Below are 22,094 nucleotides of genomic sequence, written 5' to 3' on the forward strand. Positions count from 1 at the left end.
GCCTAGAGGATGCCGAGGTTGCGCTGCAGTTCGTAGGGCGTCACCTGGAGCCGGTAGTCCTGCCACTCCGCGCGCTTGTTCCGCAGGAAGTGTTCAAAGACCTGTTCACCGAGGATCTGCGGCATCAGTTCGGACTCTTCCATAGAGCGGATGGCGTCGTGCAGGCTGGCGGGAAGGGGGTCGTGGCCCATGGCACGGCGTTCGGCAGAGCTCAGTGACCAGACATCATCCTCGGCAGCCGCAGGCAGGTCGTAACCCTCTTCGATTCCCTTCAGGCCGGCACCCAGGAGGACCGCATAGGCGAGGTAGGGGTTGGCCGCAGAGTCGATGCCCCGGTATTCGATGCGGGCGGACTGGCCCTTGCCGGGCTTGTACAGCGGAACCCGGACCAGGGCCGAACGGTTGTTGTGGCCCCAACTGAGGTAGCTCGGCGCTTCTCCGCCGCCCCAGAGCCGCTTGTAGGAGTTGACGAACTGGTTGGTCACCGCCGTGAACTCGGGGGCGTGCTTGAGGATGCCGGCGATGAACTGGCGCGCCGTCTTGGACAGCTGGAATTCAGCGCCCGCTTCATAGAACGCGTTGGTGTCGCCCTCGAACAGCGAGAAGTGGGTGTGCATGCCGGAACCGGGGTGGGCCGTGAAGGGCTTGGGCATAAATGTGGCGTAGGTGCCCTGCTGGAGGGCTACCTCCTTGATGACGGTTCGGAACGTCATGATGTTGTCCGCCGTCTGCAGCGCATCCGCGTACCGGAGGTCGATTTCGTTCTGGCCTGGACCGGCCTCGTGGTGGCTGAACTCCACGGAGATGCCCACGGATTCAAGCATGGTCACGGCAGTACGGCGGAAGTCCTGCGCCACGCCGCCCGGAACGTGGTCGAAATAGCCTCCTTCGTCAACGGGTACCGGCGAGCCGTCAGGGCCGGGTTCCTGGGACTTGAGGAGGTAGAACTCGATCTCCGGGTGGGTGTAGCAGGTGAAGCCCATGTCCGCGGCCTTGGCCAGCGTGCGCTTGAGGACGTTGCGGGGGTCCGCGGCGGACGGCTCACCGTCCGGAGTGAGGATGTCGCAGAACATCCTGGATGTCTGTTCTGTCTCACCGCGCCAAGGCAGGATCTGGAACGTGGAAGGGTCCGGCTGGGCCAGCATGTCGGATTCGAACACGCGGGCAAGGCCCTCAATGGCCGAACCATCAAAGCCCAGGCCCTCCTCAAAGGCGCCTTCAACCTCGGCGGGGGCAAGTGCCACCGATTTGAGTGAACCCACGACGTCGGTGAACCACAGGCGTACAAACCGTACGTCGCGCTCTTCGATAGTGCGCAGGACAAACTCTTGCTGGCGGTCCATGATGGCCTCTTCTCCGGTCAACGTCCATGCCCCGGGTCCGCAGTTCAGGAAGCCGGCAGCAGTTCACAAACACTTTACTAAGCAATTGGCGCCGATGCGGGAGCCTGCACCCCGCGTAACACAGCGTTAACACTGGTGCACGGGCAGGAGGGCTGGTTGCGTCCGCTGCTGGCGGCGCCGAGGGCCGGCCCAATATGACGCGAATCACCCGCCCGGCGCTCTTGGCCGGTAGCTACGGCGGCGGGTCCCGCACTACGCTCTTGCCATGGCCTCAAGCAATAGCTCTGACTCACGCGCGTCCGCTGAAGTACCCGCACCGTACGGAAACGGGCCCTCGACGGCCTCGTCGCCGTCGTCGGACGCCGCTCCCAAGCCTGCTGCGAAGGTCCGCATCCACCACCTCCAGCAGGCAAAACGGGACGGAACCCGCTTCGCAATGCTGACCGCCTACGAACAGTACACGGCGGAGATTTTCGACCAGGCCGGGATCGAAGTGCTGCTGGTGGGTGACTCCGCATCCAACAACGTGTTTGGCAATGAGACCAGCCTGCCCGTCACAGTCGAGGAACTCCTTCCGCTCTGCCGGGCCGTGGCGCGGTCCGCCAAACGTGCGCTGGTGGTGGCGGACCTCCCGTTTGGCAGTTACGAGGTGTCCCCGCAGCAGGCAGTGGCCACCGGTGTCCGGTTCCTCAAGGAAGGGCTCGCCCACGCAGTGAAAATCGAGGGCGGTGCATTTTACGCAGAGACGGTGCGGGCCATGGTCCAGGCCGGGATCCCCGTGATGGCCCACATCGGTTTTACACCGCAGAGCGAACACGCGTTGGGCGGTTATCGGGTACAGGGCCGCGGCGACGACGCCCGGCGGCTGATTGACGACGCCGTGGCGCTGGCCGAGGCAGGTGCGTTCAGCATCCTGATGGAAATGGTTCCCGCCGGTACGGCCGCCGCCGTCGACGCCGCGGTCAGCGTCCCAACTGTTGGCATTGGCGCGGGCAAGGAGACCACGGGACAGGTGCTGGTGTGGCAGGATATGGCCGGTCTCCGTGGTGGAAAAATGGCCAAGTTCGTCAAGCAGTACGCAGACCTCCGCAGCACGCTCAGCGATGCCGCGAAGGCCTATGGCGAGGATGTCCGTTCCGGCCAGTTCCCCGGCCCGGAGCACTCCTTCTAGGTTTTCTCAGCGGACCACTCCTGCTGCCTGCGGCGCGAACCCTCCGGGAAGGCGGGTATCAGTCGTCGTCGTCGCCCTTTTCCCACGCCTCGTTCCGGGCCCTGACTTTATCCAGCGCGTGTTCGGCTTCTTCGCGTGTCTTGTAGGGGCCGATCAGCTGGCTCCAGTCCGAGAGTGCGTCCTCCTCCACCTCGTGGGTGTTTACGTTGTACCAGTACTCAGTCATGGTGCTCCTCGTTCCGACGGCATTGTTCGGGCTGCGGCTGCCGCCACGTGACCCACGTAACGTAACGCGTACGCGGGCCCGATGCGGCTTCCAGTTACTAGGCCTTCTGCGGTGCCTTATATGATCAATCTATGCCTTCCCTAGCCTCGACTGCACCCACCGGCACCCTCACCCCGGGAACCGTCAGCCCGCAGCTCCCCGTACCGGCGTCGATCCCGCGCCCCGAGTACGTCGGCAAGCCCGGTCCGGCAAAGTTCACCGGCTCGGAGGTCAAGTCTGCCGAGACCGTGGAGAAGATCCGGATTGCGTCCAGGATCGCCGCGCAGGCCATCGTTGAGGTTGGCAAGCACATCAGGCCCGGGGTAACTACCGACCAGCTGGACAAAGTAGGGCATGAATTCCTGCTGGACCACAAGGCCTACCCGTCCACGCTTGGCTACCGGGGGTTCCCCAAGTCCCTGTGCTCGTCCCTGAATGAAGTCATCTGCCATGGCATCCCTGACAGCACCGTGGTCCAGGACGGCGACATCATCAACATCGACATCACCGCCTTCATCAACGGAGTCCACGGCGACACGAACTACACGTTCCTGGTAGGTGCGGTGGATGAGGAATCGCGACTCCTCGTCGAGCGTACGCAGGAGTCGCTGAACCGGGCCATCAAGGCTGTGGCCCCCGGCCGCGAGATCAATGTGATCGGCCGCGCCATCCAGTCCTATGCCAAGCGTTTCGGCTACGGTGTGGTCCGGGACTTTACCGGCCACGGCGTGGGGGAAGCATTCCACACCGGCCTGATCATCCCGCACTACGACGCCGCCCCCGCCTACAGCACCGTGATCGAGGCCGGCATGGTCTTCACCATTGAGCCCATGCTGACCCTCGGGACCGTGGAGTGGGACATGTGGCCGGACGACTGGACCGTGGTCACCCGTGACCGCAAACGGACGGCCCAGTTCGAACACACGCTCCTGGTGACCGAGTCCGGCGCCGAAATCCTCACCCTGCCCTGACCCACCCCTGTTTTAGGTCAGCCCCCGGGCCGACCTCCCCTGCCCGCCCACTGCCACGAACGGAATCACATTGGCCAAGAAGGACGAGAAGTCGCACAAGAACGCCCCGCTGATCGGCATCGACATCGGCGGCACGGGAATCAAGGGCGGCATAGTCGACCTGAAGAAGGGCAAGCTCCTTGGTGAGCGGTTCCGCGTTCCCACGCCCCAGCCCGCCACGCCGGAAGCCGTGGCGGAAGTCGTGGCGCAGGTAGTTGCCGAGCTCTCCGCACGGCCCGACGCTCCTGCTGCCGGCTCCCCCGTGGGCGTCACTTTCCCCGGCATCATCCAGCACGGCGTGGTCCATTCGGCAGCCAACGTGGACAAGAGCTGGCTCAACACCGACATCGACGCGCTGCTCACCGCACGGCTTGGCCGCCCGGTGGAGGTTATCAACGACGCCGACGCCGCCGGCCTCGCTGAAGCACGTTTCGGCGCCGGCAAGGGCGTGGAAGGAACCGTCCTGGTGATCACGCTGGGCACCGGAATCGGCTCCGCCTTCATTTTCGATGGCCGCCTGGTCCCCAACGCGGAGCTGGGGCACCTCGAGATCGACGGCTTTGACGCCGAGAGCAAGGCATCCGCCGTGGCCCGTGAACGGGACGGCCTGAGCTGGGAGGAATACAGCGTGCTGCTGCAGCGCTATTTCTCCCACGTGGAGTTCCTCTTCTCCCCCGAGCTGTTTATCGTGGGCGGCGGCATCTCCAAGCGGGCCGATGAATACCTGCCCCTCATGAAGCTCCGCACGCCGATCGTGCCCGCGGAATTGAAGAACGAGGCGGGAATCGTTGGCGCCGCCATCGAAATCGCGCTGAAGCACAAGCTCTCCAAGTAACCTTGGGGCTGCCTGCCGGGGATGCTCCCGGCGTTATGATCGTCACCGGTGCGAGCCGCGGCATCGGCGAGGCCATTGCCCGCCGCGCGGCCCGTGCCGGGCACGCAGTCGTGGTCAACTATTCGACGGACGGCTCCGGGGCCCGCTCAGTGGTCCGGTCCATTACCGACGACGGTGGATCAGCAACGGCCGTGCAGGCGGACGTCAGCGATCCCGTGGCCGTCCGGGAGATGTTCGACGCCGCGGCCCGGCTCGGCCCGCTCACGGCAGTGGTGAACAATGCGGGAATCACGGGGAACCTCATCGGCGACCTCGCCAACGTGCCTGCTGAGACCGTCCGGCGGGTGATGGACGTAAATGTCACCGGCCTGATCTATGTCTGCCAAGAGGCCGTCCGCAGGCTTGGGCCCGCCGGTGCCGGTACCGGCGGGTCTATCGTGAACATCTCATCGACGGCCACGAAGGCGGGCTCGCCCGGCACGTGGACCCACTACGCGGCCTCGAAGGGTGCAGTTGACGTCCTGACGGCGGGACTCGCCGCCGAGGTGGCCTCTTGGGGGATCCGGGTCAACTGCGTGGCCCCAGGGAGTACCAATACCGGGCTGCATGCGGCCGCAGGAATGCCCGACCGCGTCGAACGCCTGAATCCGACTATTCCGATGGGCCGCGGTGCGGAACCGGACGAGGTGGCGGCGGCCGTGATGTGGCTGATGTCGGACGAGGCGGGCTATATCACCGGCGCCGTGCTGCCGGTCTCAGGCGGCAGGTAGCGGCCAACGGTTCCCTGCGCTCGTACGCCAAGGTGCCGGTGGTGACTGCGGCTTCCCCTCCGCTGCCACCACCGGAATCTAGAGGGAGCTCTTCTCGGAGCTCGGCGCGCCCTTGGCTGTTTCAGTTGCGGCTATTTTGGCTTCCTGTTCCGACTCGTGGCGGAGCAGGGAGATGGCCGTTTCAAAGTCCTCAAGGGATTCGAAGGCCTGGTACACGCTCGCAAAACGAAGGTAGGCCACCTTGTCCAGCTTCTGCAGCGGACCAAGGATGACAAGCCCTACTTCGTGGGCGTCGATTTCGGCTGCCCCCGAGGCCCGGATCTGTTCCTCGACCTCCTGTGCCAGAAGGGCGAGGTCGTCTTCGCTGACGGGCCTGCCCTGGCACGCCTTGCGAACACCGTTGATCACCTTACTGCGGCTGAAGGGTTCGCCGACGCCTGAGCGCTTGATAACCGAAAGGCTGGTGGTCTCCACCGTAGTGAACCTACGGCCGCATTCGGGGCACTGCCTGCGGCGCCGGATGGCGGATCCGTCGTCTGCCATGCGGCTGTCCACCACACGGGAATCCGGATTGCGGCAGAACGGACAGTACATGGCGTCCCTCTCTCGCTCTCTCGGCGTCAGTTTAATGCCCACCGGATGGCCGGTGTCCAGCTACCAGTCTACGACTACATCTTGCGTAATAACAAGCTTGTAATTACTACATGTAGTGCTTCCCTGCCAGGCCGCGGGAACGTCAGGCAGGTTTGCCGAAGCGGGCTGTCACGGCCTGACCATGGGCGGGGAGGTCTTCTGCCCCGGCGAGGCTGACGATGTGCCCACTGACTTCCTGCAGAGCACCCTTGGTGTAGTTGATCACCTGGATCGCGCGCAGGAAGGTGGTCACGTTCAGGCCGGAGGAGAAAGCCGCGGTTCCGCTGGTGGGCAGGACATGGTTGGAACCGGCACAATAATCCCCCAGGCTGACGGGACTGTAGTCCCCCACGAAGATGGCACCGGCGTTCCGGATGCGTGCTGCCACGGCTGCCGCGTTCGCCGTCATGATCTCAAGGTGTTCGGCCGCATACGCGTCGCACGCCGCGACGCCCTGTTCGAGATCCTCCACCAGCACCACGCCGGACTGGGGCCCGGAGAGCGCCTCACGCACCCGTTCGGAGTGCTTGGTTGCTGCTGCCTGGGTGTTGAGCTCAATCTGCACGGCAGCGGCGAGGTCCTCCGAATCCGTGATCAGGACCGAGGCCGCTTTGGGATCGTGCTCGGCCTGGCTGATGAGGTCGGCGGCCACCAAGCGCGGCTGGGCGGTGGAGTCCGCCAGGATCGCGATTTCGGTGGTGCCGGCTTCCGAGTCGATGCCCACGACTCCCTTGACCAGCCGCTTGGCGGTGGCCACGAAGATGTTTCCGGGTCCCGTGACAACGTCCACGGGCTCCAGCGTGGGCCCGGCCGTTGTGGCGTCCACGCCATAGGCAAACGCCGCGATGGCCTGCGCCCCGCCGATGGCGTAGACCTCGTTGATCCCGAGCAAGGCCGCGGCGGCGAGGATGGTGGGGTGGGGAAGACCGCCGAAGTCCTTCTGCGGGGGCGATGCCAGGGCGATGGAGGCTACTCCCGCGGCAAGGGCGGGAACGACGTTCATGATGACCGACGAGGGGTACACGGCAAGGCCGCCCGGGACATAAAGCCCAACCCTGGCAACCGGGACCCAGTTCTGGCTCACGATGGCACCGTCGCCGAGTTCGACGTCGATATTCCGCGGCCGCTGGCTGTCCGCGAACCGCCGGGCGCGGCTGATGGACTCTTCCAGGGCCTTCCGCACGGCCGGATCCAGTTCTGCCAGAGCGCGCGCCAATTCCGCAGCCGGCACGAGGGGGTGGTCCTGTTCCACGCCGTCGAAACGCTGGGCGTACTCGGTGAGAGCATCGTAGCCGCGCCGCCGGACATCCCCGATGATGTCCAGGACTTTCTGTTCGGCATCCGCCACTGTCTGGTGCTGGGCACGCGGAACGGCTGCCCGCAGTCCGGCCAGCGTCAGGCCCTTGCCACGGAGGTCGACCGTGCGGAAGCTGACGGCAGGAGCAGTGGGGGTGGCGGGAAACTCAGGAGTAATGGTCACTGGTTCATTTTACGCGCCGGAAGCAGCGTCCCTGCCGACAGGGCCGGCGGTCCCCTCCGGTCCCTGCCTCAGGAGCGTAAGGAGGCTGAAGGCGAAGGTGCCGATGGCCGTGGCCGCCGGCCAGAGCAGCAGCACCGGCAATGACCGCAGCGAGAAGGCCACACTGGCATTGATGGAGGTGTCCGCCGGGGCTCCCCACAGCTGGGCTGCGAACATGCCTGTTTGCCATGCGACAGCGGCCCCTGCAAGGCTGCCGGCAAGGGCAAGCACCAGGTCCTCCTGCCGGGAGCGCCTGGATTTGTCAGTGATAAACACGGCCAGCAGGCAGCCGGCAAAAACAAGCAGGCCAGCGAGCGTCAGGTCCCTGGGCAGCCATACCAGCGGGTTGGTGCCCTCCCCCAGTGCGGGATCCCTGGTGATGAGGTTCAGGCCACCAGGTGCAAGCAGCCACCACAGCAGGCCAACGGGGATCCCTCCTGCTGTGGCGGCGGCGAACCAGGCCCACTGAAGCCCGGAGGAGCGCCGCGGCATGCGTTGTGTCATGAAACAAACCTTAACAAATGTTCAGGCCCCTCAACCGGGGGACGTGCGGGTAAACAGTTTCCCTGGGGTGCCACGTGAGCCATACCCTTGAAAGAGAGCCAAGTCCCGTTCAAGGTAATCCAGGGAGTTTTTCATAGTGACCGAAGATCGCGTGCCGTTCGAGCGTACGTTCAAGGAAATGTTCCGCCGTCATGCGGCCGGCGTGGCGATCATCACCGTCAACTACAACGGCCAGCCCTACGGTTTCACCGCCACGTCCGTCGCCTCGCTGTCAGCCCGGCCACCGCGCTTCACGTTCAACATGGCCCGGAGTTCGAGCTCCTGGCCCGCCGTAGCAAACACCACCCACATCGGCGTGCACATGTTGGGGCTCGAGAACCAGGAACTCGCCGACCGTTTTGCCCGCACCAAGGACCGCTTTGGTGGCGACCACTGGGAGCTTGGCCCGCACGATGTTCCGGTTCTCAAGGACGTAACCGGCTGGCTGATCGGCAAGATCCAGATGCGGCTCTCTTTCGAGAACAACGCCGTGGTGGTGGTGGAGGTCGTCGACGGCCAAGTGGGCGAGGACGGCTCGCCCCTGCTCTACCATGCCGGCGGCTACAGCCAGCCGGTACCCCTGGACTACGAAATCTAGGTGCTAGACGTCAAGGCAGGCCGGCCCGAGGAGTACCTTGAGGTCGCCAAACAGCGAGGGATTGGGATTCACCCGCATATGGACCGGCAGGCCCATCACCTCCACCCGTGAATCGCCGTGCAGGTGGACGCGCACTTCCGAGTTTCCCCGATGGTTGCGCAGGACGTCCCCTAGTTCGGTGACCACGGCTTCAGTGGCCTTGTGAGTGGGCATGGAGATCAGCAGCGGACCGTTGGTGCCCTCGCTGAGGTCGGGAACGGAGAGTTCCATGCAGTTCAGTGTCACGGCGCCGTCGTCGCGCCGCTGCAGCCTGCCTTTGACCACAACGATCAGGTCCTCGGCGAGGACTGAGGCGATGGGACCATAAACCTGCCCGAAGAACATGACCTCCATGGAGCCGCCAAGGTCCTCGATCTCGGCACGTGCGTAGGCGTTGCCGCTGGCCTTGGCGATGCGGCGGCTCAGCGAGGTGATCATCCCGGAGATGGTGATGATGGCGCCGTCGTGCGGACCGTCTTCGGCAATGACCGAGGTGATGGACTGGTCCGCGTGCTGGCTGAGCACCCCTTCGAGGCCCTGCAGTGGGTGGTCCGAGACGTAGAGTCCCAGCATGTCCCGTTCAAACGACAGCTTGTCCTTCTTCTCCCACTCGGGAAGTTCCGGGATCTCGATGCTCAGGGACGCCTCCGATTCGGCCTCTTCAAACCCGGCGAAGAGGTCGAACTGGCCGATTGCCTCGTTCCGTTTGAGGGTGATGACCGAATCGATTGCCTCTTCGTGAATCATCACCAGGGCGCGACGGTGGTGGTTGAGGGAGTCGAATGCGCCGGCTTTGATCAGGGATTCGATGGTCCGCTTGTTGCAGACCACGGCAGGGACTTTCATCAGGAAGTCCTTGAAGGAGGAGTATGCCCCCTCGCTCTCCCGGGCGGCCACCATGGCCTGGACCACGTTGGATCCGACGTTACGGATGGCACCCATGCCGAAACGGATGTCGTTCCCCACCGGCGTGAAGTTCAGCGAGGACTCGTTGACGTCGGGCGGAAGCACGGTTATGCCCATGCGGCGGCACTCGTTGAGGTAGATCGCGGACTTGTCCTTGTCGTCTCCCACTGACGTCAGCAAGGCTGCCATGTACTCCGGCGCGTAGTGGGCCTTCAGGTAGGCGGTCCAGTACGAAATGACACCATAGGCGGCCGAGTGTGCCTTGTTGAATGCGTAGTCGGAGAACGGCAGCAGGATGTCCCAGAGGGTCTTGACGGCCTCCATGGAGTAGCCGTTGTCCTGCATGCCCTGCGAGAAGCCAGCAAACTGTTTGTCCAGTTCTGATTTCTTCTTTTTGCCCATGGCGCGGCGGAGGATGTCGGCCTGGCCGAGGGAATATCCGGCCAGCTTCTGCGCGACGGCCATAACCTGTTCCTGGTACACGATCAGGCCGTAGGTCCCGCCGAGGATTTCGGCGAGCGGTTCCTTGAGCTCAGGGTGGATCGGAATGACTTCCTGGATCCCGTTCTTGCGCAGCGCGTAGTCGGTATGCGCGTTAGCGCCCATCGGCCCCGGCCGGTAGAGGGCCAGGACGGCGGAGATGTCTTCGAAGTTGTCAGGCTTCATCAGCTTGAGCAGGGACCGCATGGGACCGCCATCGAGCTGGAATACGCCCAATGTGTCACCCCTGGCCAGCAGCTCGTAGGAGGCGGCGTCGTCAAGGGCAAGGCTGTCGAGGTCCAGTTCGTGGCCCCGGTTGAGCTTGATGTTCTCCAGGGCGTCGGAAATGATCGTGAGGTTCCGCAGGCCCAGGAAGTCCATCTTGATCAGGCCCAGGCCTTCGCAGGTGGGGTAATCGAACTGCGTGATCACCTGGCCGTCCTGGATGCGCCTCATGATGGGGATGACATCGATGATGGGGTCCGAGGACATGATGACGCCGGCAGCGTGCACACCCCACTGCCGTTTCAGCCCCTCGATGCCCAGCGCCGTTTCGAAGACCTTGGCGGCCTCGGGATCCGTGGCGATCAGCTGCCGGAAGTCACCGGCCTCGCTGTAGCGCTTGGAGTCCTTGTTCTGGATGTCCGCCAGCGGAATGTCCTTGGCCATAACGGCCGGCGGGAGAGCCTTGGTCAGCTGCTCCCCCATGCTGAATGGGTAGCCGAGCACACGCGAGGAGTCTTTCAGCGCCTGCTTGGTTTTGATGGTGCCGTAGGTAACGATCATGGCCACGCGCTCGTCGCCGTATTTGCGGGTCACGTAGTCGATGACCTCAGAGCGGCGACGGTCATCGAAGTCGACGTCGAAGTCAGGCATGGAAACACGGTCGGGGTTGAGGAAGCGCTCGAAAATCAGGCCGTGGTGCAGCGGGTCGAGGTCCGTGATGCGCATGGCGTAGGCCACCATCGAACCGGCGCCGGAACCACGTCCGGGTCCCACGCGGATGCCGTTGTTCTTCGCCCAGTTGATGAAGTCAGCCACCACCAGGAAGTACCCGGGGAACCCCATGGAGGTGATGACCTCCAGCTCGTAGTCAGCCTGGGTGCGGACCTTGTCCGGGACACCGCCGGGGTAACGGTACTCCAGCCCGGCGGCAACTTCCTTGACCAGCCAGGACGTCTCGTCCTCGCCCGGCGGGCAGGGGAACCGCGGCATGTAGTTGGCCCCGGTATTGAACGAAACTTCGCAGCGTTCGGCGATCAGCAGGGTGTTGTCACACGCGTCCGGGTGGTCCCTGAACAGTTCACGCATTTCCTGGGGCGATTTGAGGTAGTAGCCGCTGCCGGAGAACGCGAACCGGGAGCCGCCGTTGTCATAGGTGGGTTCCAGCAGGGTGGAACCTGACTGGATGGCCAGCAGTGCCTCGTGGGCCTTGGCGTCGTGCTCGTGCGTATAGTGCAGGTCGTTGGTTGCCACCAGCGGCAGCTTCAGTTCTTTGGCGAGCCGCAGCAGGTCCCCGGTAACCCGGCGTTCGATGTCGAGGCCATGGTCCATCAGTTCGCAGAAGTAGTTTTCCGCCCCGAAGATGTCGCGAAACTCGGAGGCTGCTTCCAGGGCCTCACGGTACTGGCCCAGCCGCAAACGGGTCTGGACTTCTCCCGACGGGCAGCCGGTGGTGGCGATCAGGCCTTCCGAATACGTGTTCAGGAGTTCGCGGTCCAGCCTCGGCCACTTGCCGAACACGGCGTCCAGGGACGCGATGGACGAGGCCCGGAAGAGGTTGCGCATGCCTGCGTTGTTGTAACTCAGCAGCGTCATATGGGTGTATGACCCACCGCCCGAGATGTCATCCTTGCGCTGATGTTCCTCGCCCCAGCGGACACGGCTCTTATCCGTCCGTGCCGTCCCCGGTGTTACGTAGGCCTCGACGCCGATAATGGGCTTGATGCCCTGGTCCGTGGCGCGTTTCCAGAAGTCGAAGGCGCCGAACAGGTACCCGTGGTCGGTAGTGGCGAGGGCAGGCATGCCCAAGCGTTCAGTCTCGTCGAAAAGCTCCCCCAAGCGGGCGGCGCCGTCCAACATGGAGTACTCGGTGTGGTTGTGCAGGTGGACGAACGAGGCATTGCTGGAAGTCACCGCACTATTCTATGCGCCGCCCGGCTCCTGAGTGGTCAGGCCTGCCCGGATTCGAGTACTTCCAGGGCAAAGGAGAGATCCTGCGGGTAATCGCTGGTGACGGTGACCCGTTCCCCCGTCACCGGGTGGTCGAAGCCGAGCTGGCGGGCGTGCAGCCACTGCCGCGTGAGGCCCAGCGTGGCGGCGAGCCGCGGGTCCGCACCGTACGTTAGGTCACCGGCACAGGGGTGCCGGAGGGCGGAAAAGTGGACGCGTATCTGGTGTGTGCGGCCAGTTTCAAGATGAACTTCCACCAGTGTGGCCTTGCCGAAGGCCTCTAATACCTCGTAATGCGTAATTGAAGGCCTGCCGTCCTCGATCACGGCAAAGCGCCAGTCATGGCCCGGATGGCGCCCAATCGGCGCGTCGATAGTGCCCTCCAAGGGGTCCGGCAGGCCCTGGACCACAGCGTGGTAGACCTTGTCCACGCTGCGCTCCTTGAACGCCCTCTTCAGGGCTGTGTAGGCGCGCTCGGTCTTCGCCACGACCATCACACCGGACGTGCCGACGTCGAGCCGGTGGACGATGCCTGCACGTTCGGGGGAACCGGAGGTGGAGATGCGGTACCCGGCTCCTGCGAGGCCGCCCACTACGGTGGGCCCGACCCAGCCCGGTGATGGATGGGCAGCAACGCCCACGGGCTTGTCGACGACGACGAAATCGTCGTCATCGAGCAGGATCTTCAGGCCTTCCACAACTTCCTCCACCACTTCGAGCGGGTCCCGCCGTTCGGGCACCGTGACGTCAAGGACGTCCCCTGCAATCAGCTTTGCTGATTTGCCTACCGCTTTGCCCCGGCTGATGACGTTGCCTTCGGCAATAAGCGTCGCGGCCAGGGAGCGTGAAATCCCCATGAGCTTTGCCAGTCCTGCGTCCGCCCGTGTTCCGCCGAATTCATCGGCCACCACAATGCGCTCAGGCATCGCCGGGTTCTTCCTTCGGCGTGGCCTTCTCCCGCGGAGCCGCCACATGCCGGGACCCGTCCAGGGAGATCCCGCGGAGCGTCAGGATGCAAATAATGGCCACTGCCGAGACCACCGCGGAATCGGCAATGTTGAAAATGGCGAAATTGGGTAGCTGGATGAAGTCCACCACGTGCCCCATCCCGAACGAAGGCTCGCGGAACAGCCGGTCTGTGAGGTTGCCCAGTGCACCGCCCAGGAGCAGGCCCAAGGCCAGCGACCACCAGGCGGACCCAAGCTTGCGCACCTGGAACAGGATGGCAATGGAAACCGCTGCCATGATGATCGAAAACACCCACGTGACGTTTTCTCCGATGGAGAAGGCGGCGCCGGAGTTCCGGATGAAGTACCAGTGCAGCACTGGCGGCAGGACAGGGATACGCTCGCCCTCAACCATGCTGGAAGTAACCCAGAGTTTGGTCAGTTGGTCCAGCGCGTAGGCGAAGACCGCGAATCCAGCAAAAAGGGACAGCAGGATCCGGCGGCGGGGGCGCCGCGGAGTGGGTGGAAGAGGGAGTGCAGCGTCAGCGGCAAGTTCGTCTGTCATGGTGCTTTCATTCGGATACCGATGTTAATCACAAAAGCCGGCGGCCGAGGAATCCTCAGCCACCGGCTTTCAGAATACGTGCTTAACAATCGAGTTTGGTTCGACCTTGCTAGTTGGCTTCGACCTCGGGCGCGGCCACGGAGCCACGGGCGTCAAGGTCGCGCAGCTGGCCTTCGATGTAGGCCTTCAGGCGTGAGCGGTAGTCGCGCTCGAAGCCACGCAGCTGCTCCACCTTGCGTTCGAGCACGGAGCGCTGCTGCTCAAGGGCACCAAGGATCTTGCGGGACTTCTCCTGAGCATCGTTGACGAGGCTGCTGGCTTCGATCTGCGCCTCAGCGATGATCTTGTCCTTCTGGGCCTGGCCGTCAGCGACGTGGCGGTCATGCATCTGCTGCGCCATGGCCAGCAGTCCGGCAGCCGATTCGGCAGAAACTGTGCTGCCGGCAGCCTGGGAAGGAGCGGCAGCTGCAACAGCAGCAGCCGGAGCAGCCTGCTCAGCTTCCTTCTTCTTGCTTGCTTCGGCGGCTTTGGCGTCGGCCTCGGCCTTGGCGCGGGAGTCGTCCTTCTCGGCCTTGACGGGCGCGGGGACCTTCTCGACCACCGGTGCCGCAGCGGCGGAGCTGGCAGGAACGGCCGAACCGCCCTCGGCGAGCTTCTTGCGCAGCTCGTCGTTCTCCTGGTTCAGGCGCCGGAGTTCAACGACGATTTCGTCCAGGAAGTCATCTACTTCATCCTGGTCGTAGCCTTCGCGGAACTTGGTCGGCTGAAAGCGCTTGTTGACAACGTCTTCTGGCGTCAAAGCCATCTGGTCACCTCACTGGTCTAGTTAGTCAGTGGCCTTCCGGCCGTCAAAACTACGGTACCTAAATATGGACTGGTTCCTCTAATTCAACACCGTGGTGTCAAACCGGAGTTTCTTCGCGTTGCAAGTGACAGTTCCCTGCGGATCTGAGCCTGAACAGCTAGGTCTAATGGAAATTTACGCGAAACTCCTGGTGATACCCATCGCCACGCTGACAGCGATGAACAAAATCAGGAACCCCAGGTCCAGGCTGATGCCGCCAAGCCGCAGAGGCGGGATCAGTCTCCGCAGGACCTTCAGTGGCGGGTCCGTGACCGAATACACTGCGTGGGCCACCACGAGGGCCGGCCCACGGGGGCGCCACTCCCGGGCAAACATCTGGACCCAGTCGAACACCAGCCGCACGATGAGTGCCACAAGGAACAGTAAAAGGGCGATATAGACAAGTCCGAAAACAATTCCCATGACTTAACTCATATCTCCATGTCCATTCCGGATACCGCAGCGTCCTGCCAATGTTTCTTATCTATTTCAGCACAGATGCCAGACAGGTCCACCTGCCTGGCATCCACAATGAGCCTAATGGCTAGCTTTGATTGAAGAAGCTCGCCTGGGTCTCGCTGACCTTCTTGTCATCGCCGATGACCTCGATGTACGACGGCGACAGGAGGAAGACCTTGTTGGTGACACGCTCGATGCTGCCCCGGAGTCCGAACACGAGCCCTGCGGAAAAGTCCACAAGGCGCTTGGCATCGGCCTCGCCCATGTCGGTGACATTCATGATGACCGGGATGCCGTCACGGAAACTCTCGCCGATAAGCTTCGCGTCGTTGTAGGACCGCGGGTGGATGGTGGTGATCTGCCGGAGGCCGGAAGACTCTTCGCGGCTGGATGCCGCACGCTTGATGGGGGTCACTGGTGCGCGGTATTCCTCTTCGGGGACATAGGACGCCTCACGGCTGACCTCGCGGACGGGTGCGGGTGCACGGCGTTCCTCGCGGTCAACTTCCATGGATTCGTCCTCATCCTTACGTGTGGTGTGGTGCTCGGACTCGTAATGTTCATCGCCATCGGCGAGCCCAAGATAGATCATTGTCTTGCGCAGAGCGCCGGCCATGGTCGACTCCTAATCGTGTCCGTAGGCGGGCCGACCAATGATTTGACAGCACTGGAAATCCCCGCCATTCACTTCCAATGCTTTGACGCTACCCCACGGCGGGACGCGATCCGAGAATATCCGAACCGATCCGCAGGTGTGTCGCTCCGAAGCGGATGGCCACCTCGAGGTCCTGGCTCATACCGGCCGAAATGCCCGTGGCGCCCGGATGGTCCGCGGTGAGCCGGGCAGAGATGGCGGCTAGCTTCTCGAAGGCCGCTTCTGGCGGGGATCCAAGTGGCGCCACAGCCATGACGCCGGCCAGGACCAGCCCGCCGGCGGAAGCCAGTTGCTCTGCGAGGGACGGGACCTCGGCGGGAGCGGCCCCGCCGCGGTGTGCACCGGCGTCGTCGTCCAGGCTGACTTGGATGAAGCATTCCAGCGCAGCCCGCCCTGACCGGTCCTGTTCGGTAGCCATGGCCCGGGCGAGCCCGTCAACGAGCTGCGGCCGGTCCACGGAGTGGACGGCATGGGCATAGCGGACAACGGATTTGGCTTTCTTGCTTTGGAGTTGGCCCACGAAATGCCAGTTGAGCCCGAGGTCGTGCAGGGCTTCAGCTTTCGCAGAGGCCTCCTGATCCCTGTTCTCTCCGACGTCCTTGACGCCCAGGGCGGCGAGCCGGCGGATGTCGTCCGCCGGGTGGAACTTGGTGACGACGATTAGCGCCGGCTCATCCGCCCGGCCTGATGCCTTTGTGGCAGCGACGATGCGGCTCCTCACGGCGGCCAGGCCATTTTCCAATTCGGCAGTGCGCGCTGCAGGGTTCGTGGCCTCAGTCATGCGTCCAGACCAATCCGGCAAACCGACCAGTGTCTTTGTTACGGCGGTAGGAGAATAGATCCTGGTTCTCAAGCGTGCAAGGCCCGCAGTACATGACGTCCACGCCTGCCGCCTCCAGCTGGCTCCGCGCGCCGGCAGGCAGGTCAAGGCCGGGAGTCCCCCAGCTGGTGGTGGACCACGCCGCAGGAACTGCTGCCGCTACGTCGGCCCGCAGCCCGGCCGGAACCTCGTAGCAGCTGCCGCAAATTGACGGACCGAGCCATGCCTGGATGTTGACGGCCCCCATGGCCCGCATACGTTCGACCGCGGCGGGAATGACCCCCGCCGCCAGCCCCGGCCGGCCGGCGTGGACAGCACCAAGCACACGGCCGCCTGGGGCCTGGCCGACCAGCACCGCGGGGATGCAATCAGCCACCATGACCGCCAGCGGCACGCCCCTGGAAACCATGGCATCTGCCTCAGGATCGGGACTGCCGGCCTCCATGACCGCCACGGCAGTTCCATGCACCTGGTTCATGAACCGCAGGGAACCCGGCACCATGGCGGCATTGAGCTCCAGTTCTGCCCTGCGTACCCGGACATCGTCCGCGTTGTCCCCCACATGCAACGCCAGGTTGCCGGCGCGTGTGTCCGTGAAGGCCACGGTCACACCGGGGAGGACTACCGCCTTCCAAAGGAACAAGCTGCGCCCTACTTCAGGAAGTCGGGGACATCCAGGTCATCGGAGCGGCTGCCGGAGAGGTCCGGCTCCACGACCGAGGGAAGGTCGACGTCGAAACCGGAGTCCGCGGGAACCGCCGACGGGCGCTGCTGGCCCCAGTTGCTCAGGCCGGACGCACCGACTCCGGCGTGGACCGGCTGTACGTTCATCTGGTGGCTTCCGCCCGACGGCGCCTGGGCCGGGGCCGGGGCCGGCGCGGCGGGGCGCTGGGGGGCTACCTGGGGCTGGGACTGGTCCATGGACGGCGAGGTTGCCTTGACGTCGTCGAAGCCGGCGGCAATGACGGTCACGCGGGCCTCGTCGCCAAGGGCGTCGTCGATGACCGCGCCGAAGATGATGTTCGCTTCCGGGTGGGCCACTTCCTGGACCAGCCGCGCCGCTTCGTTGATCTCGAAGAGGCCGAGGTCGGAGCCGCCCTGGATGGACAGCAGGACACCGTGGGCGCCGTCGATGGAAGCCTCAAGCAGCGGCGAGGCGATAGCAAGTTCCGCAGCCTTCACGGCACGGTCCTCACCGCGGGCTGAACCGATGCCCATCAGTGCCGAGCCTGCGCCCTGCATGACGGACTTCACGTCCGCGAAGTCAAGGTTGATCAGGCCGGGCGTGGTGATGAGGTCAGTGATGCCCTGGACACCGGACAGCAGGACCTGGTCAGCAGAGCGGAAAGCGTCCAGGACGGAGACGTTGCGGTCGCTGATGGACAGGAGCCTGTCGTTCGGGATGACGATCAGGGTGTCCACTTCGTCGCGGAGGGCGTCGATGCCCGCCTCGGCAGAGCCGGCACGGCGCCGGCCTTCGAAGGTAAACGGGCGGGTGACTACGCCGATGGTCAGCGCGCCGAGCGAACGTGCGATACGTGCCACGACGGGAGCGCCGCCAGTACCCGTTCCGCCGCCTTCACCGGCGGTCACGAAGACCATGTCTGCGCCGCGGATGACCTCTTCGATCTCGTCCGCGTGGTCCTCAGCTGCCTGCTTGCCCACCTCCGGGTTGGCGCCTGCGCCGAGCCCGCGTGTCAGCTCCCGCCCAACGTCAAGCTTGACGTCGGCATCGCTCATCAGCAGGGCCTGGGCATCGGTGTTGATTGCGATGAATTCGACACCGCGAAGACCGACTTCGATCATGCGGTTGACTGCGTTCACGCCACCGCCGCCGATGCCGACGACCTTGATGACGGCCAAGTAATTCTGCGGAGCTGCCACGTTACGTGTCCCTTGTTCGTGTCCTATTGCGAAAACTGATGGAGTCGAGCTTGAAGCTTTGAACCTTAACCTTCGAGTTGAAGGTTATAGTTATGTCAAGTAACTCATGTCTGTGACGGTATTTCCTATGGTTCGCACATTCAATAACCGCAGGCCGCGTGTCGTGCTATTCCCGGGAAATACAGAGATTTAGCGCGTCACAGGATGCCTGGGCACACTGACGTCATAGACACGCACGGGGTTCTTCGGATCGGCGGGAACCTTCAGCAGTGCCTCCAGGACCTTGGCTTTGAGTTCCCTCTCCGACGCGTTGCCCCAGACGATGGTCTGCCCGTCCACGAGCTTGAGTTCCACGGCATCGACAGACTGTGCTGAGGCATTGGACAGCTTCGCCAGGACCTCGGGAGGAAGGGCGCCAAGGACCGCCGCCGTCGCCTGGAACAGATCCTTGCCGATGGTGCCTGCGCCGCCGTCGATCACTGGCAGCGCCACGGAGGCTGGATCCGTGGTGGCCGCCAGCTGCACACCGTCAACGTCAACTTGCTGGTACTGCTCCCCCTGCTTCACCAGGGCCACCGGGACGCGTTCCCGGACTTCGACAACCAGGTCCGACGGAGGTCGTGCCTGCGTTTTCACTGATTTGATCTGGATGAGTGGTTCCAGAAGCCGGTCCACCTCCTCGTCCGTGATTTGCGGCAGGGGTTTGCCCTTCAGCGGTTCCAGGGCGGCCTGGACCTGGTCAGCAGTCAGGAGCCTGGTGCCGGATACGGAGATGGTGCTGACCGCCAGCAGCGGCGAAAAGATGGCTGCTGCGAGGATCCCTGCTACCACCGCGGCAAGGGTGCTGGCCGCGATGATGATGTTTCGCTTCAGCCGCCTGCCTTTGGGCTCCGGGAAAGCCAGGACGTTCGCGCCTGCAGCTGCCCCGCTGGACTGCCCTTCCCTGGCCTGCTTCTCCTTGGATTTGGCGCCCTTGGGCTGTTTGGCCCTTGCCGGGGCCACTTCCGGCCCCGGAGCGGTCTTGGAAGCGGAGATGACCTCCGGCTCCTCCGCCTGGCCGGGCGCGGGGGTGCCGGACGGGCCGCCGGAAGGATGGCCGGACCTGTTCCTCCCCTGTTGGGCGCGTCCCGGCGAGGTGTAGGTGGGGCGCCGGGCACTAGCCACGCAGTGCCTGCACGATCTTCGGGCCGTAGGCGGTCACATCGCCGGCTCCCGCGGTCAGGACAATGTCGCCAGCGTCCGCAGCGCCAACAAGCTCCGCTACCGCGGCGTTTCCACCCACCAGGCGTCCACCGGCGCCAAGGTGGTCGGCGATCAACTGGCTGGTGACCCCGGGGATAGGATCCTCGCGGGCCGGATAGATATCCAGGACCAAGGCGGTGTCGGCCAGGTTCAGGGCCTCGGCGAACTCGCGGGCGAACTCCCGGGTCCGGGAAAAGAGGTGCGGCTGGAAGAGGACGTGGACCCGGTGGTCACCGGCAACTGACCGGGCTGCAGCGAGGGCGGCACGCACTTCGGTGGGGTGGTGGGCGTAGTCGTCGAAGACCCGGACGCCGCCGGCCTCCCCTTTCAGTTCAAAACGGCGTGACGCGCCGGAAAAGTTGCCCAGGGCCGCGGCGGCGGCGCCTGGTTCAACCCCCAGTTCCAGTGCCACCGCAAAGGCGGCAGCGGCGTTCAGGGCGTTGTGCCGGCCCGGAACCTGCAGCTGCAGGCCGAAGCGGCCTGCAGTGGTGGACACCGAAACGTCTCCCGGGCCGCCGTCGTGCAGCACCAGATCCGCTTCATCCGAGGTGCCGTACAGGAGTACGCGGGTGTTGCCGCGCTCAAGGGTGCGGCGTGCGAGGGCCAGGGCGCCGGCGTCATCGGCGCAGGCGACCAGGACGCCGTCCGCGGGCAGGAGTTCCGTGAACTGGTCAAACGATGCGTAGACAGCCTCCGCGGTTCCGTAGTGGTCAAGGTGGTCCGGCTCCACGTTGGTGACGACGGCTATCCGGGGCCGGTAGTTCAGGAACGAGCCGTCCGATTCGTCGGCCTCGGCCACAAAAATCCCGGACGCGCCATGTGCTGCGTTGACACCGAGCGCAGGAACGTTGGCCCCGATTGCAAACGAGGGATCCAGCCCGGCGCCCTGCAGCAGCACAGTGATCATCGACGTCGTGGTGGACTTGCCGTGCGTGCCTGCCACCGTGACCACAATGTCCTCGCCCATGCTGGCTGCCAACGCCTCAGACCGGTGCAGCACTGGCAGCCCCGCCTCTCGGGCAGCCACCAGCTCTGGGTTGTCTGCACGGATCGCGGAGCCCGCCACCACGGTCTGGGCGTCGCCGAGGTTCGCGGCATCGTATCCCACAGCTACCCTGGCACCTGCGGCCGCGAGGTCGGCCATGACAGGGAGGTCCTTGGCGTCGGATCCGCTGACCACCAGCCCGCGGGCAACCATGATCCGGGCAACGGCGGACATCCCAACACCGCCGATCCCGATGAAGTGGACGCGGCCCAGGGATTCCTGGCTGTGGATGTTGGCAGGGCTCATTCGGATACCGCTTCCAGGACAAGACCAGCCATGCGCTGGTCGGCATTTCTGATTCCAAGGCGCTGGGAGTTGGCGGCCATGGCGGCCAACCGGGCCGGGTCAGTCACCAGCGGGATGAGATGGTCCCTGACCCATTGGACGGAGAAGTCCCGGTCCTGGACGAGGAGCGCCCCCTCAGCTTTGACCAGCCCCGCAGCGTTGAGCGCCTGTTCGCCGTTGCCGATGGGCAGCGGGATAAAAACGGCGGGCACGCCCACGGCGGCCGCTTCGCAGACTGTCGCGGCGCCGGACCTGGCCACGAGCACGTCGGCGGCGGCGTAAGCCAACTCCATGCCGTCCACGTACTCCACCTGCCGGTAGCCGGGGGCCGTAAGCGTGCCGCCGTGGGCATCCAGCACTGCCTTGCCGCGTCCGGTGATGTGCAGTGTCTGGATGCCGGCGGCAGCCAGGTCCTCGACGGCGGCCGCTACAGTGCGGTTGATGCTCTGGGCACCTGAGGAACCGCCGGTAACAATCAGCGTAGGCTGCGTCGGGTGCAGGCCCAGGGCTTCGCGGGCAGCAGCCCGGGACACAGACCGTTCCAGGCCTGAAATCTCAGTGCGCATGGGCATCCCGACGTGCCGGGCATGGCGCAGCCGCGTGGCGTCGAAGGCGACGGCTACGTACTTGGTCAGCATGGCTCCGACACGGTTGGCAAGGCCGGGACGCGCGTTTGCTTCATGGATCACTATGGGGATCCGGCGGCGCCGGGCAGCCAGGTACATGGGGGTGCAGACGTACCCGCCCACGCCGACGAGCACGTCGGCCTCATGTTCATCCAGGATCCGGCCGGCTTGCCGTACGGCCCCCGCCAGGCGGCCGGGCAGCCTGAGCAGGTCCATGGACGGCCTGCGCGGCAACGGCACACGGTCGATGGTGGCAAGCTCCAGTCCCGCGGCAGGCACCAGCCGGGTTTCCATGCCGGACGGTGTTCCGACGGCGAGGAGCCTGGCTTCAGGAGCGGCGGTCCGGATGGCGGCGGCGATCGCAAGGAGGGGGCTGATGTGCCCCGCAGTACCGCCTCCGGCCAGGACGATGGAGAGAGTTTGGGAAGTCATCTGGTG

At 64.6% G+C, this 22,094-nt stretch carries 22 protein-coding genes; 5 read left to right on the forward strand and 17 right to left on the reverse strand.

The window, feature by feature from the left end:
- Positions 1–2 precede the first annotated feature (2 nt).
- Positions 3–1,343: a type I glutamate--ammonia ligase gene (gene glnA, locus V9L17_RS11100; RefSeq protein WP_337351469.1), complete on the reverse strand. Its 1,341-nt coding sequence runs from the start codon at positions 1,341–1,343 to the stop codon at positions 3–5.
- 265 nt (positions 1,344–1,608) lie between these two features.
- On the opposite strand from glnA, the gene panB reads away from it, so the two are divergent.
- Positions 1,609–2,514: a 3-methyl-2-oxobutanoate hydroxymethyltransferase gene (gene panB, locus V9L17_RS11105; protein ID WP_337347767.1), complete on the forward strand. Its 906-nt coding sequence runs from the start codon at positions 1,609–1,611 to the stop codon at positions 2,512–2,514.
- A 58-nt stretch (positions 2,515–2,572) separates the two neighbouring features.
- Here panB and V9L17_RS11110 read toward each other — a convergent pair whose 3' ends face one another.
- A complete protein-coding gene (locus V9L17_RS11110) occupies positions 2,573–2,740 on the reverse strand; it encodes an SPOR domain-containing protein (protein WP_337351470.1) in 168 nt (55 codons plus the stop codon).
- A gap of 131 nt (positions 2,741–2,871) precedes the next feature.
- Between V9L17_RS11110 and map the strand changes: the two genes are divergently transcribed.
- The 3 genes from map (at position 2,872) to V9L17_RS11125 (ending at position 5,394) form a co-directional block, all read left to right on the forward strand.
- Entirely contained in the window at positions 2,872–3,750 is an 879-nt protein-coding gene (map, locus tag V9L17_RS11115; RefSeq protein WP_337351471.1) for a type I methionyl aminopeptidase, read from the forward strand.
- 70 nt (positions 3,751–3,820) lie between these two features.
- On the forward strand, positions 3,821–4,624 hold the full coding sequence (gene ppgK, locus V9L17_RS11120; protein ID WP_337351472.1) for a polyphosphate--glucose phosphotransferase: 804 nt from the start codon (positions 3,821–3,823) through the stop codon (positions 4,622–4,624).
- Positions 4,625–4,659: 35 nt separating this feature from the next.
- Positions 4,660–5,394: an SDR family oxidoreductase gene (locus V9L17_RS11125; protein WP_337351473.1), complete on the forward strand. Its 735-nt coding sequence runs from the start codon at positions 4,660–4,662 to the stop codon at positions 5,392–5,394.
- Between the two features lie 78 nt (positions 5,395–5,472).
- Here V9L17_RS11125 and nrdR read toward each other — a convergent pair whose 3' ends face one another.
- From nrdR to V9L17_RS11140, 3 genes are all read right to left on the reverse strand, one after another.
- A complete protein-coding gene (gene nrdR, locus V9L17_RS11130; protein WP_337351474.1) occupies positions 5,473–5,988 on the reverse strand; it encodes a transcriptional regulator NrdR in 516 nt (171 codons plus the stop codon).
- A gap of 142 nt (positions 5,989–6,130) precedes the next feature.
- Positions 6,131–7,507, reverse strand: coding sequence for a histidinol dehydrogenase (gene hisD / locus V9L17_RS11135; RefSeq protein ID WP_337351475.1), 1,377 nt, complete (start codon positions 7,505–7,507; stop codon positions 6,131–6,133).
- A gap of 9 nt (positions 7,508–7,516) precedes the next feature.
- The gene (locus tag V9L17_RS11140) at positions 7,517–8,050 is read right to left on the reverse strand and encodes a hypothetical protein (protein ID WP_337351476.1); all 534 of its coding nucleotides are present in this window, start codon (positions 8,048–8,050) and stop codon (positions 7,517–7,519) included.
- A 178-nt stretch (positions 8,051–8,228) separates the two neighbouring features.
- Here V9L17_RS11140 and V9L17_RS11145 point away from each other — a divergent pair, with 178 nt between their 5' ends.
- A complete protein-coding gene (locus V9L17_RS11145) occupies positions 8,229–8,687 on the forward strand; it encodes a flavin reductase family protein (protein ID WP_443198031.1) in 459 nt (152 codons plus the stop codon).
- A gap of 3 nt (positions 8,688–8,690) precedes the next feature.
- On the opposite strand, the gene dnaE is transcribed toward V9L17_RS11145, so the two are convergent.
- The 12 genes from dnaE to murG all read right to left on the reverse strand — a co-directional run bounded on the left by dnaE (position 8,691) and on the right by murG (position 22,088).
- Positions 8,691–12,248 carry a DNA polymerase III subunit alpha gene (gene dnaE, locus V9L17_RS11150; RefSeq protein ID WP_337347759.1) on the reverse strand — a complete coding sequence of 1,186 codons (3,558 nt, stop codon included), beginning with the start codon at positions 12,246–12,248 and terminating at the stop codon, positions 8,691–8,693.
- Positions 12,249–12,283: 35 nt separating this feature from the next.
- A complete protein-coding gene (locus V9L17_RS11155; RefSeq protein ID WP_337347758.1) occupies positions 12,284–13,210 on the reverse strand; it encodes an RluA family pseudouridine synthase in 927 nt (308 codons plus the stop codon).
- The gene (gene lspA, locus V9L17_RS11160; RefSeq protein WP_337347757.1) at positions 13,203–13,796 is read right to left on the reverse strand and encodes a signal peptidase II; all 594 of its coding nucleotides are present in this window, start codon (positions 13,794–13,796) and stop codon (positions 13,203–13,205) included. Before lspA ends, V9L17_RS11155 begins: the two co-directional genes overlap by 8 nt.
- A 109-nt stretch (positions 13,797–13,905) precedes the next feature.
- Positions 13,906–14,601, reverse strand: a complete 696-nt coding sequence (locus tag V9L17_RS11165) for a DivIVA domain-containing protein (RefSeq protein ID WP_337347756.1) — start codon at positions 14,599–14,601, stop codon at positions 13,906–13,908.
- A gap of 174 nt (positions 14,602–14,775) precedes the next feature.
- A complete protein-coding gene (locus tag V9L17_RS11170) occupies positions 14,776–15,063 on the reverse strand; it encodes a YggT family protein (protein WP_337347755.1) in 288 nt (95 codons plus the stop codon).
- A gap of 121 nt (positions 15,064–15,184) precedes the next feature.
- On the reverse strand, positions 15,185–15,715 hold the full coding sequence (locus tag V9L17_RS11175; RefSeq protein WP_337347754.1) for a cell division protein SepF: 531 nt from the start codon (positions 15,713–15,715) through the stop codon (positions 15,185–15,187).
- A gap of 88 nt (positions 15,716–15,803) precedes the next feature.
- Positions 15,804–16,535: a YggS family pyridoxal phosphate-dependent enzyme gene (locus V9L17_RS11180; RefSeq protein WP_337347753.1), complete on the reverse strand. Its 732-nt coding sequence runs from the start codon at positions 16,533–16,535 to the stop codon at positions 15,804–15,806.
- Positions 16,528–17,217, reverse strand: coding sequence for a polyphenol oxidase family protein (locus V9L17_RS11185; protein ID WP_337351478.1), 690 nt, complete (start codon positions 17,215–17,217; stop codon positions 16,528–16,530). Before V9L17_RS11185 ends, V9L17_RS11180 begins: the two co-directional genes overlap by 8 nt.
- An 8-nt stretch (positions 17,218–17,225) precedes the next feature.
- Positions 17,226–18,458: a cell division protein FtsZ gene (gene ftsZ, locus V9L17_RS11190; RefSeq protein ID WP_066285766.1), complete on the reverse strand. Its 1,233-nt coding sequence runs from the start codon at positions 18,456–18,458 to the stop codon at positions 17,226–17,228.
- A gap of 189 nt (positions 18,459–18,647) precedes the next feature.
- A complete protein-coding gene (locus V9L17_RS11195; RefSeq protein WP_337347751.1) occupies positions 18,648–19,622 on the reverse strand; it encodes a cell division protein FtsQ/DivIB in 975 nt (324 codons plus the stop codon).
- Complete coding sequence (gene murC / locus V9L17_RS11200; protein WP_337351479.1) at positions 19,615–20,991, reverse strand: UDP-N-acetylmuramate--L-alanine ligase; 1,377 nt, start codon at positions 20,989–20,991, stop codon at positions 19,615–19,617. Before murC ends, V9L17_RS11195 begins: the two co-directional genes overlap by 8 nt.
- Positions 20,988–22,088 (reverse strand): undecaprenyldiphospho-muramoylpentapeptide beta-N-acetylglucosaminyltransferase, encoded by a 1,101-nt coding sequence (gene murG, locus V9L17_RS11205; protein WP_337351480.1) that lies wholly within the window; start codon positions 22,086–22,088, stop codon positions 20,988–20,990. Before murG ends, murC begins: the two co-directional genes overlap by 4 nt.
- Between the last annotated feature and the right edge of the window lie 6 nt (positions 22,089–22,094).

Origin of the sequence: Pseudarthrobacter sp. CCNWLW207 (assembly GCF_037203945.1) — a bacterium.
GTDB lineage: Bacteria > Actinomycetota > Actinomycetes > Actinomycetales > Micrococcaceae > Arthrobacter.